General features: G+C 60.9%; 11 protein-coding genes, 1 other RNA gene and 1 pseudogene. 5 read left to right on the top strand and 8 right to left on the bottom strand.

Annotation, left to right across the window (positions count from 1 at the left end; all coding sequences use genetic code 11):
* Positions 1-121 precede the first annotated feature (121 nt).
* A pseudogene (locus K7I12_RS15365) lies at positions 122-424 on the bottom strand (IS3 family transposase); the annotation flags it as partial.
* An 8-nt stretch (positions 425-432) separates the two neighbouring features.
* On the bottom strand, positions 433-798 hold the full coding sequence (locus K7I12_RS15360; protein WP_231664619.1) for a winged helix-turn-helix transcriptional regulator: 366 nt from the start codon (positions 796-798) through the stop codon (positions 433-435).
* 94 nt (positions 799-892) lie between these two features.
* Here K7I12_RS15360 and K7I12_RS15355 point away from each other — a divergent pair, with 94 nt between their 5' ends.
* Positions 893-1,627, top strand: coding sequence for an SDR family NAD(P)-dependent oxidoreductase (locus K7I12_RS15355; RefSeq protein WP_231664618.1), 735 nt, complete (start codon positions 893-895; stop codon positions 1,625-1,627).
* A 137-nt stretch (positions 1,628-1,764) separates the two neighbouring features.
* Here the strand turns inward: K7I12_RS15355 and K7I12_RS15350 are convergent, their stop codons facing one another.
* From K7I12_RS15350 to smpB, 3 genes are all read right to left on the bottom strand, one after another.
* Positions 1,765-2,967: an ISL3 family transposase gene (locus K7I12_RS15350; protein WP_231664621.1), complete on the bottom strand. Its 1,203-nt coding sequence runs from the start codon at positions 2,965-2,967 to the stop codon at positions 1,765-1,767.
* Between the two features lie 193 nt (positions 2,968-3,160).
* Positions 3,161-3,539: a transfer-messenger RNA gene (ssrA, locus tag K7I12_RS15345) on the bottom strand.
* 60 nt (positions 3,540-3,599) lie between these two features.
* Positions 3,600-4,079 carry an SsrA-binding protein SmpB gene (gene smpB, locus K7I12_RS15340; protein WP_031384602.1) on the bottom strand — a complete coding sequence of 160 codons (480 nt, stop codon included), beginning with the start codon at positions 4,077-4,079 and terminating at the stop codon, positions 3,600-3,602.
* 132 nt (positions 4,080-4,211) lie between these two features.
* Between smpB and K7I12_RS15335 the strand changes: the two genes are divergently transcribed.
* Both K7I12_RS15335 and K7I12_RS15330 read left to right on the top strand, forming a co-directional pair.
* A complete protein-coding gene (locus K7I12_RS15335) occupies positions 4,212-4,649 on the top strand; it encodes a type II toxin-antitoxin system RatA family toxin (RefSeq protein ID WP_031384601.1) in 438 nt (145 codons plus the stop codon).
* A 19-nt stretch (positions 4,650-4,668) separates the two neighbouring features.
* Entirely contained in the window at positions 4,669-4,965 is a 297-nt protein-coding gene (locus tag K7I12_RS15330) for an RnfH family protein (RefSeq protein WP_031384600.1), read from the top strand.
* 32 nt (positions 4,966-4,997) lie between these two features.
* Here the strand turns inward: K7I12_RS15330 and K7I12_RS15325 are convergent, their stop codons facing one another.
* On the bottom strand, positions 4,998-5,483 hold the full coding sequence (locus tag K7I12_RS15325; protein ID WP_328286635.1) for an outer membrane protein assembly factor BamE: 486 nt from the start codon (positions 5,481-5,483) through the stop codon (positions 4,998-5,000).
* Between the two features lie 33 nt (positions 5,484-5,516).
* On the opposite strand from K7I12_RS15325, the gene fur reads away from it, so the two are divergent.
* The gene (fur, locus tag K7I12_RS15320) at positions 5,517-5,966 is read left to right on the top strand and encodes a ferric iron uptake transcriptional regulator (RefSeq protein WP_031384598.1); all 450 of its coding nucleotides are present in this window, start codon (positions 5,517-5,519) and stop codon (positions 5,964-5,966) included.
* Between the two features lie 78 nt (positions 5,967-6,044).
* On the opposite strand, the gene K7I12_RS15315 is transcribed toward fur, so the two are convergent.
* A complete protein-coding gene (locus K7I12_RS15315) occupies positions 6,045-6,794 on the bottom strand; it encodes an SDR family oxidoreductase (protein ID WP_031384597.1) in 750 nt (249 codons plus the stop codon).
* A 531-nt stretch (positions 6,795-7,325) separates the two neighbouring features.
* Here K7I12_RS15315 and K7I12_RS15310 point away from each other — a divergent pair.
* Entirely contained in the window at positions 7,326-7,547 is a 222-nt protein-coding gene (locus K7I12_RS15310; protein WP_031384595.1) for a hypothetical protein, read from the top strand.
* Positions 7,548-7,772: 225 nt separating this feature from the next.
* Here K7I12_RS15310 and ybiO read toward each other — a convergent pair whose 3' ends face one another.
* Positions 7,773-10,127 carry a mechanosensitive channel protein gene (ybiO, locus tag K7I12_RS15305; RefSeq protein ID WP_269438702.1) on the bottom strand — a complete coding sequence of 785 codons (2,355 nt, stop codon included), beginning with the start codon at positions 10,125-10,127 and terminating at the stop codon, positions 7,773-7,775.
* Positions 10,128-10,489: the final 362 nt, after the last annotated feature.

Genomic DNA, 10,489 nt, shown 5'->3' with positions numbered 1-10,489 from the left:
CTTGCCGCTCTTGCTCCCGTACCGGAGGTCGAGCTGCCCTCAGCTTCTATCGGCCTGCTGCGACAGACCAACGGCAGTGCTCTTTCATCACTGCACGTTTCCAAAGCGCCTCGTGGCGCACGATATCCCAGCACCAAAGCCGGTTCGGCGCCGTAGCTTGGTGAGTGGTTGGTGGGCGCTTACGCTGAGGGGTCTGCTGTCGGCCCCGGTGATGTTGCTGATCATATTCATGAAGGACTCGGTACATCGTCGACTCAGAGGCCAGGTAGCGGCCCTTGTCCGCCTGATCGGCCACGATGAAGGCCGGAGGGCGACTCCGATACTCCGGGGCGTTGCACAGCGCCACGATCGCCTCTCGCTCCTCAGGCGACAGCTTGTTGGCCGGCTCCGGCCGATCGGCACCGGGACGGCGATCCGCCGTCACCTCGCTTCCTACTGGCTGGTTTTCCGTCGACCCATCGCCTCGGCAATGTCTTCTTCGTGCTCTTCGCCCCAGCCGCAAAGCGGCTCCATGGCCTGCACCAAACTCGCCCCGAAGGGCGTCAGCGAGTAGTCGACGCGCAGCGGTATCTCCCCATAGTCGGTTCGCCGGACGATGCCGTCGCACTCCAGCTCCTTCAACTGCTGGATCAGCATTTTGTCGCTCACGCCCCGCACGCGTCGCTTGAGCTCGCCGTAACGCGCCGGGCCCCTGTTTAAAAAGAACAAAATCAAAGGCTTCCACTTCCCGGCGATCACGTGCAGCGTCGCATCCAGGCCGCAAATGAAACGTGGGGTTTCTGAGTTTTCTTTCGCCATAACGGGTACTTACCAAAAGGTGCATACTTGAACATTTGTAAGTGGTTTATATATCGTGAAAGCGAATCGAGTCAACACACACGGAGACCCAACCATGAGTCGGCTAAACGGTAAAATCGCATTGATCACAGGCGGAGCCAGCGGCATCGGGCTGGCCTCGGCCCAACGCCTTATCGAAGAAGGCGCCTTCGTCTTCATTACCGGACGGCGTCAGGACGTCCTCGACAACGCGGCTGAGGCACTGGGCTCCAACGCCCGGGCCGTCCAGGCGGATGTGACGAAGCTGGAGGATCTCGACCACGTCTTCGAAACGATCCAGAAAGAAAAAGGGCACCTGGACGTCCTGGTGGCCAACGCGGGCGTCGGCGAATTCGCCAGCCTGAGAGAGATCACCGAAGAGCACTACGACTACATCTTCGACATCAACGTCAAAGGCACCCTCTTCACCGTCCAGAAGGCCCTGCCCCTGATGAAGAACGGCGGCTCCATCATCCTCACCGGGTCCACGGTCGGCAGCATGGGCACGCCCGCGATGAGCATCTACAGCGCCTCCAAGGCGGCTATCCGAAACTTGGTGCGCAGTTGGGCCCATGATCTCAGAGGCACCGGTATTCGCGTGAACGTCATGTCTCCAGGCCCGACCCAAACAGACAAGCTGATGGAACTGCTCCCATCCGAAGCCCTGAGCGAGATGAAACGGACCGTACCGCTTGAGCGTCTGGGCGATCCCAAGGAAACCGCAGGCGCGGTGGCATTCCTGGCATCCGACGACAGCAGCTTTATGACGGGAAGCGAGGTGTTCGTTGATGGGGGCTACGCGCAGGTTTAGGGGCTAGGCGGAGAACGGGAGGCAATGAACCGAAAGGGGTCAGATAGATTTTAAATCAGGCTGCTTGGTTAAAAACAAATCAACCTGCCCCATTTACATTGATCAAAATAAAATCGATCTACCCCTTTAATTTTGGTTCATCGCACTTTGCCGGGAAACGCGGCACGGATCTTCAGGAAGAAGTACGCCGTGTCGCGGTACCCGTAAGCCATCCGTTTGATGACCTTGATCCGGTTGTTCATGCCCTCCAGCACGCTGGTGTTCAGCCGGTGTCGAGCGCTGGAGATGATCCCCTCCAGATAAGGCTCCAGCTTCCTGGTGAAGCGTACCAGGGCGTCAATACCACTGCTCAGGGCCATCCCTGCCCACTCCTGCCAGGCACTTCGGGCGGTGGCTTCGTCGTCGGCAAACCACAGGGTCTTGAGCTGATCCGTGAGCAGATACGCCGTGGTCAGTGAGGCATTGGCCGCCAGCAATTCCTCGAGCTTCACCGCCTGCTCGGGCTTGAGGTTGTCGGCATTGCGCAGCAGCAGCCAGCGACTGCCCTTGATGACCCTGCGGGCCGCCTTGTCGTCGCGCCGTTGGTTGGCCTGATCGACGCGCACCCGATCCATCACCTCGCGCCCGTACTTGGCCACCACATGGAAGCGGTCGTAGACCACCTCGGCGTTGGGGCATTGGGCCTTCACCTCGAGATCGAAGGCCGAGTTCATGTCCATGGCGACGGCTTCGATCTGCTCCCGGGCATCCCCCAACCACGCGAAGAACGGGCGGATGGCCTCACGGGAGCGGCCCTCACCGACCCATACCCCCTGCTGGGTATCGGTGCAGGCGACCACGGTGGCGTAGCGGTGCCCCTTGTGCAGAGCGAACGCGTCCATCATCAACCGCCGCAACCGTGTTGGGTCCGGTGCCGGCAGGTCGCGTTGCAGGCGCTGCTTGTCGAGGGTCTTGACGGTATGCCAGTGCAAGCCGACCAGGTCCGCGACATGCCGAATCGGCAGCAACGTGGCCAGACGCTCCACCCACTGGCGCAGCGTGGTGGTGACCGGCGAGCGCCCGGGTAACCAGTCGATGCGCTCGTGTGTCGGGCCACAGACCGGGCAGCGCAAGCGTCGCACCGGGACGTCGAGCTCCACCCGGAAGATCAGCAACGGCGCCTCCCGGACGCGACGGCGGTGCACGTCATGCACGAGGAAGCAGGCGTGGTCGCAGCCGCTGCAGACGGGCGGCACCCGGTCATCAGGCTCCAGCTGGAGCCGCAGCGTCTGGGCATCCAGAAACTCGTGGTGGGCGACGGTGAAGCCTTTCCAGAACAGGTTGAGCGGGGTAGCATCCAGGGTAACGGCGGTATCCAGTAGCTGACTTTTTGGCGAATATCAGCTTACTCGGATTTACCGCCGTTTTTCTATCCTGCCTTCACCGCAAACCCTGCCTGTTTCACGCTGATCTGCGAAGAACCCTAAAAAAGGGCCCGGAGGCCCTTTCTAGTGCGGTTTCTAGGATGTTTTGGGATGTCCTGAAACCCTTGTTTGGTGGAGGCGGGGGGAATTGAACCCCCGTCCGCCGGCACTCGCCCATTGGCTCTACATGCTTAGTTCCGTCTTTTGTTTTAGCGTTGCTGACTCCGACGGGCAGGATCCAGCAACGCGAGCCTTCTTAAGTTTGACGATTGACGTGAAGGCGCCGCCAATCGCGATCCCATTACTTTGCGCTCGTCTCCCGTCCACGATGAATGGGCACATCGCTTCGGGGCCAGGCTAACACCAGCAGTTTTTAAGCTGCCAGCGCGCCCTGAGCGTAGTTTTCGTCGTTTGCGACTATTTAATCGTGATGTTGGATTTACGAGATACATCACGCTCTCGGCATGCACCTCAGGGGTTGTCACCAGCGTCGAAGCCATGTCGCCCCCATGACGTGGCAGATTATACCAGAGCGTTTTGCTCAGGTAAAACCCGCATCGCTACTTCCCTCACCTGCTGTCGCGCATGATGCGCGCCTTTTGACGGTTCCAGTCGCGCTCCTTCTCCGTGGCACGCTTGTCGTGCTGTTTCTTCCCGGTGACGAGCGCCAATTCGCACTTCACCAGGTTCTTCTTCCAGTACAGCTTGAGCGGCACACAGGTATGACCCTTGTCCTGGGTGCGCGAGAATATCTTGGCGATCTCCTTGCGGTGCAACAGCAACTTGCGGGTGCGCGTCGGGTCGGCCAGCACATGGGTGCTGGTTGTGTTGAGCGGCATGAAATGGCTGCCCAGCAACCAGGCTTCGCCATTCTTGACCAGAATGTAGGTATCGGTCAGCTGGGCCTTGCCCGCTCGCAGGCTCTTTACTTCCCAGCCCGCCAGCGCCAGACCCGCCTCGAAGGTTTCCTCGATGTGGTATTCGAAGCGCGCCTTCTTGTTGAGGGCAATGGCGCTGCTGCCCGCCTTGTCGGCTTTCTTCTTGCCCATGGATCCTCGTATGTCGCTATGCGGTGACGCCCGGTAGGCCCCATATGGAGTGAGGCATGATATCCTTCAAGGGCTTGGCGATATAAATAGCCATGATACGCTCCAGTCACAGGGAAGTCAGCGGAGAGGTACATGCCCACGGTCAATCGGTCCGCATTGGTGCGACATTCCGCCCAGGCCATGTTCGATCTGGTCAACGATTTCGAACGCTACCCCGAATTTCTGCCGGGCTGTCGGCGTACCCGACTCATCGAGCGTGACGAAGATCACCTGATCGGCGAACTGACGCTGGCCAAGGCCGGCGTCGAGCAGAGCTTCACCACACGCAACGATCTCTGTCCGCCCGAGCGCATCGAACTTTCGCTGGTCAGCGGCCCGTTCAAGCGTCTGCAGGGCCAGTGGCTGTTCACGCCGATGGGCGAGAATACCTGCAAGGTATCCCTGGAAATGAACTTCGAGTTCTCCAATCGCATACTCGGTATGGCGTTCGGCAAGCTGTTCAGCCAGGTCGCCAGCCAGCTGGTGGATTCTTTCACGCGACGTGCCGATGATGTCTATGGTCGCTACTGAGGCATGCGAAGAAGCTGAAATGATCGACATCGAGGTGGCTTTCGCGCTCCCCCAGCGACAGAAGGTCGTTGCCCTGACGCTGGCCACAGGCACGACGGCACGTGAGGCCGTTCATAAGGCGGACCTTGGTCGCTTCTTTCCCGAGTTGCCGGAATCGGCTTTTGCGCAGGCGCCGCTGGGCATCTACGGCAAGGTCCTGCGCGCCCCCCATTTACATGCCCTGCAACCCGGCGATCGAGTCGAGGTATATCGCCCGTTGCTCATCGATCCCAAGCAGGCCCGGCGGCGACGCGCCGATCGTTCGGCGGGTCAATAGCCGGGCCCCGTAATCGCTCGGCCGTTGGGCGATTACTCGATCGGCTCATCTTGAAACGTAGTACGACTGGGTGTCGCGTCGATCACGCCCTCCGGCAACGCATTGTCCTGCATTGCCGGGCCAGGCCCACTCTCCGGCTTGAGATCGACGTTGGTGTCGAGATCGCCAAAGGTCTGAATGTCGACCAGACGATCATTGTCGAAAGTCAGCGTCAGGCGTTTGTAGATGACACCGCCGTAAGCTTCGTCCAGACGGAACACGTAATCCCACTGGTTGCCATTGAAGGGTGCTTCGAGCAGCGGACTGCCCATTACATACTGTACCTGCTCACGGCTCATGCCGAGTTCGAGCTGCGCCAGCATGTCTTGGGTGATCAGGTTGCCTTGGGGCAAGTCGCGCTTGTAGACGCTTAGGTAGCTACAACCGCTGACGAGTACCAGCACCAGGGAGAAGATGACTATTTTGATCAGGTTTTGCATTTGGCCCCGTTCTTCACTATCGTTGCTTTGGTCGATCATAACCGACCCACCACGATACTGCGAAGAGTAACCATGGCCGACCAGAACCATGAATTGCGCCGGGCAGGGCTGAAAGTCACGCTTCCTCGCGTCAAGATCCTGCAAATTCTAGAGAAGTCTCGAAACATGGAGACCCATCTCAGCGCCGAGGACGTCTACAAGGCATTGCTGGATGCCGGTGAAGATGTCGGTCTGGCTACCGTGTATCGCGTGCTGACTCAGTTCGAAGCTGCTGGCTTGGTCATTCGTCATCACTTCGATGGCGGCCACGCCCTGTTCGAGGTTTCCCAAGAGGAACATCACGATCACATGGTCTGCCTGGAAAGCGGCAAGATCGTCGAATTCTTCGACGATGGCATCGAACGGCTCCAGCATGAGATTGCCGAAGAGCACGGTTACGAACTCGTCGATCATGCGCTGGTACTCTACGTGCGCCCCAAGGGCTCCAAGGCCACGCGTCAGGAAGGAGGCAAGAAGGCCTGACCTGCTTGTTGGCACTAGCCGATGGCAATCCTCATTTGCCGTCGGCTTTTAGCGTTTACGCAGCGGCATGGCCGCGTCTCAACGATCGCCGGGGTAATTCTCGGAGTGACGCCCCTCACGCTTGAGCGATTCCCCTCCGTCGACGAACAGCGTCTGCCCGGCGACGAAGCGATTCTTCAGCAGATAGTCGAGCGCTTGACCCAGTTCGTCCAGCTCGCCCTGGCGCGCCAGCGGAATGCCGCCATGACGCCAGGCCAGGTAGTCGTCGCTACGCACCGAGGCCGGTAGCACCACGCCGGGTGCAATGGCGTTGACGCGAATGCGTGGCGCGAACTCCAGGGCCGCCATGCGGGTCAGCTCGCCGAGGCTTTTCTTGGCGAGCAGATAGGCCGCATAGGCTGGCTGATTGAATGCGATCTTGTTATCCAGGATGTTGACGATATCACCCTCGCCGATCTCGCTGGCAAAGCTGCGTGTCAGTCGGAAGGGGGCGAAGAGATTGACCGCGAATTGCTCCTCCAGCAGCGATCTGGGCGTTTCGGCAATGGCCGCTGCCGCATAGGCCGACGCGCTGTTGACCAGGACGCAGAGCTTGGGAAAACGCGCCTTGGCGCGCGGGATGAGCGCCTCGACATCGCCCAGATGGAAATCGCAGGGCAGGCACTCACAGCCCCGGCCCATGTCGCGAATCGCTTGGGCTACCTGTATCGCCTGCTCGCTGGAGTGACGGTAGTGCAACGCAATATCATAGCCTTGCTGCGCCAGGTGCAGCGCAAGGAAACGACCGATGCGGGTCGCTCCGCCGGTAACAAGTGCGGCCTTACTCAGGGTTTCGATGCTGCCACTCCCGGTTCACTGGGTTGAATGTCACTCACAACATACCCAGCCACTCCTACGCCGACAAGTCTTGGCGCATCCCGGCAATCAGGAGATGCCCAAGGGCCTTGGGTGTACGGCCGGTAGCGGAACTGACGACAGGCGCATATTCATGGCGGTGGCATTGCGGACAAGCAGGTGGCATGGCATCCAGCGCATGCTGGATATATACGAGCGTCCAACAATGGCGGCAGATATGTAATGAGCGATCATTTTCCATTTCTTACTGTCCTTAGCAAGACGTGCAGCATAAACGTCAGTTCAGAGTTTGGCAGCCTGGCCTGTAGATCGTCGAGATGAAAAATGCCGTTGTAAAGGCGAGCCCTTGTATCACACTCGCAGAGTGCCCGACTCCTGTGCCACGTAACCAGGAAAGCCATGCGCAGGGCGCGGGGCAGACGGCATTCAGAGCCGCTGGCGCTTCGATACACGGCCCTCCCTGTGCCACACTCGAGCGACATCCCGCCAAGGAGGCAATTCGCGATGCTCAAGAAGACCATCACCTGGCGCAAACTGCCAGACTCCCGGAATGAAGATGCCGAGGCCTCCGAATACGAGGTCTACGACAGCGACACTGGTGCCACCATCGGCGTATTCGCTAGCCGCGAGGCCGCCGAGAATGAAGTTGCCCGCATGAACCACTCGGACATAGAAGGCCTCGATGATCGACATCGCAAAGAGGACGCCGATCCCGCCGCTGGCTGAGCCGACCCTGGCAAAGCCGGGGGAGCTTGGAACCTCAGTCAGCGGCCGGGCCCGAGGACGTGGCCGACGTTGGTTGGGGCGTCACCGTGCCTTACAGCGCGCCCCCATTTAATGGATGGTTCAACGAGATCGCCCCGCCTAAGCGGGGCGAATTTATGCGCGATCCCGCGCCGCGAAGGCTAAGGCAATGGCTTCGGCGCCGGGGCCTGGGTGATCGCTCCGGCGTCAGCGTTCCTGTGGCTCGTCGACGTCGTCGCTATCGGGCTTGCGGTGAGACGGGTCGCTGACCTGATAGACCGGCGGCGCTGCATTGTCGCCGGAATTATCCGCTTCGGGGCGGGCATCCACGGCCTGGCGGCGTTCCTCGACCAGACGGATATTGGCCGGCGGTGCGCCGCCCTCCTTGTCTTCGCCGAAATATAACGTGGTGTGCGGAAACGGAATCTCGATACCCGCGGCGTCGAAGCGCAGCTTGACCAGGCGATTGTAGGCACGCCCCACTTCCCACTGAGCGCCCGGCGTGGTCTTGATCACCACGCGGATGTTGACCGAGCTGTTGGCCAGCGCCACCACGCCGGCCACGGTCAGCGGCGCCAGCAGCTTGTTGCCGTGTCCCTCGCTGGCCTTGAGATCCTCGAAGGCGAGCTCCAACTGGGCGATGGCGTCGTCGATGCTCTCGCGATAGGCGATGCCGTACTCGCCGACATGGTTGCCGAATTCACGCATGTAGTTGGAGACGGTATCGACACTGGAGAACGGCACGATGTGGTAGGTGCCGGCCAGATCGCGGATGCCCACCGAGCGGATGCTCAGCCGCTCGGCGGTGCCGGTGATACCGCCGACGGTGACCACATCGCCGGTATTCATGGCGTTCTCTACCTGAATGAACACCCCGGTGATGATGTCCTGAACCAGCTTCTGGGCACCGAAACCGATCGCCAGGCCCAGCACCCCGGCGCCAGCGATCAGCGGGCCGATGTTGATGCCGATCTCGGCCAGCACGATCATTGCGGTCAGCGTGATCAGGGCGATCGCCAGAGCATTGCGAAACAGGCTGAGCAGCGTCCTGGCGCGGGCGGTCGGCTCGCCGGTGCCGGTCTCCGGGTTGAGCCGGTGCTCGATGAGACTGGCCAGGGCGACCCACAGAACACAGGCGACCGCCAGGATGATGATCACGTTGATCAACTTGCTGACCGTGCCGCGGCCGGCCTCGGTGGCATACCAGGCGGCCAGGTCGAAGACGCCCCAGGCGTTGAGTACCAGCAGTGTCACGGCGATCAGAATGATCGCGCGGATTACCTTGAGAAAGGTGGGAATGTAGGCGTTGAGCCGCGTCTCCAATTTGGGCAGCTTGCGTCGCAGATCGTCGGAGAGCGTGATGCGCCGGCCGATCAATTGAGTGAGCACGCCCGACAGCAGCAGGCCCAGCCCGGCTATGATCAGCGTCTGCAGCGTTGCCGCGGCAACGCTCGGCAGGGCGTCTTCGGGACGCACGATGCTGACCAGCAGCACGATCAGGAAGTAGCCGATGGCCAGCAGATGCCAGAGCTTGCCAAGCAGCCGCAGGGCCACCCGGCTGGGACCCATGGTGGCCTGCTCGGCCTTGGCCTCGAGGGCGGCACGTACCTTGGTGCGGTTCTTGAGCACCATCAGCGTGGCGTAGATGAATGCCAGCAGCATGATGACCAGGCCGATTCCCTGGCCCAGCGCCGCAGACAAGTTGAAATTGACGATCGGCACCAGCACCAGCATGCCGTAGCCGACGAGGCCGGTGAGCGTGGCCAGCCAGCGGTTCCAGCGTCGCGCTTCGTCGGCGGCGATGGGTACCAGGCGCAGGCCCTGATAGTGCGAGGAGAACAGCATGCGAATCGTCGCCTTGATAAGCTCGATGATCAAGAAGGCGTTGAGAAACAGCGAGGCTTGGGTCGACAGGCTACCGCTAGCGCCGATGGCGAACGTGGCAATCAGATTACCGCCGACATAGGCCAGCACGACGATGAGCACGTCAATCAGCGCGGCAATCGCCACGGCGCCGATCAAGCGCAGCAGCGCGCTGCGCCCTTCGCCGGCGCGAGACCACTGGCTGATGCGCGAGAAGAGCGGGTGACCCAGGCGCCGCAAGATAAAGAACGCCACGAAGGTGGCGATGATCACCAGGCCCAGGTTGATGGTCGCGTTGAGCACGGCGGCGGTGTCGATGCCCGGGCCGGCATTGGCCTGGGGGGCGAATAGCCCGCCTAGAGCGGCTGTCAGGGCTGCGAACTGGCCGCCGATATCGCCGGCGATGCTGCTGGTCATTACCGCCAGGCGCCGCGCCAGAGAGACCTGCTCGGGGCGCTGGTCGCTGGGCGCCTGCTCGGCCACGGCCCCGGCGCTGGGGGCCTCGGCAGGGAGCGCACGCTTGCCGGGCGTAGTCGTCTCGGCCAGTGAGCGTAACTCCTCGATCAAGCGCTGCCGTGAAGTCTCGTTCTCGAGCAGGTCGGCGAGTGTGGCGTAGGCTGGCCCCGACTGTTCCGGTGGCGCGACGTTCGAAGACGTGGAGGCGTCCTGAGCGAATGCCGGCAGGGTGAAGAGCATCATCAAGACCAGCCCCAGCCAGTGGCCCAGCCAAGGGATATTGCGCGATTTCGGCACGTTAAACCTCCATGTAACGGCGGCACTGGCCTGCCGGTTGGTTGTCGCCCAGCGGTGTCGCTGAAAGTTCCTGTCAGTCGCAGCCGGCTCGATGAAGAGCCCGGCAAACTTCACCGTCCTTCGCTACCCTGTCTGGAGTCTGCGGCCAGCGGTCACGCATGGTCGGTTTCAAGGTGATCAGCAGGGTTCGGTAAGTGTCAACGGAGCAAGAAACAGCAAATTACTATACGCATGTTGTACATGGGGTGGTAGGTACGCAAGGCTAGCATATAGCCAGACGATACTCATTGATCGGGTAACTGCAAGGA

Origin of the sequence: Halomonas sp. IOP_31 (assembly GCF_021151495.1) — a bacterium.
GTDB lineage: Bacteria > Pseudomonadota > Gammaproteobacteria > Pseudomonadales > Halomonadaceae > Modicisalibacter > Modicisalibacter zincidurans.
The sequence above is the reverse complement of the archived record's forward strand: the minus strand, read 5'-3'. Positions and strand labels throughout refer to the sequence as shown.

What these genes read in the sequence shown, in the direction of transcription:
- fur (WP_031384598.1), top strand. Translation starts at nt 5,517, where the DNA reads ATGGCCGACCAGAACCATGAATTGCGCCGGGCAGGGCTGAAAGTCACG.
- K7I12_RS15355 (WP_231664618.1), top strand. Translation starts at nt 893, where the DNA reads ATGAGTCGGCTAAACGGTAAAATCGCATTGATCACAGGCGGAGCCAGC.
- K7I12_RS15360 (WP_231664619.1), bottom strand. Translation starts at nt 798, where the DNA reads ATGGCGAAAGAAAACTCAGAAACCCCACGTTTCATTTGCGGCCTGGAT.
- ybiO (WP_269438702.1), bottom strand. Translation starts at nt 10,127, where the DNA reads ATGATGCTCTTCACCCTGCCGGCATTCGCTCAGGACGCCTCCACGTCT.
- K7I12_RS15325 (WP_328286635.1), bottom strand. Translation starts at nt 5,483, where the DNA reads ATGATCGACCAAAGCAACGATAGTGAAGAACGGGGCCAAATGCAAAAC.
- K7I12_RS15330 (WP_031384600.1), top strand. Translation starts at nt 4,669, where the DNA reads ATGATCGACATCGAGGTGGCTTTCGCGCTCCCCCAGCGACAGAAGGTC.
- K7I12_RS15335 (WP_031384601.1), top strand. Translation starts at nt 4,212, where the DNA reads ATGCCCACGGTCAATCGGTCCGCATTGGTGCGACATTCCGCCCAGGCC.
- smpB (WP_031384602.1), bottom strand. Translation starts at nt 4,079, where the DNA reads ATGGGCAAGAAGAAAGCCGACAAGGCGGGCAGCAGCGCCATTGCCCTC.
- K7I12_RS15310 (WP_031384595.1), top strand. Translation starts at nt 7,326, where the DNA reads ATGCTCAAGAAGACCATCACCTGGCGCAAACTGCCAGACTCCCGGAAT.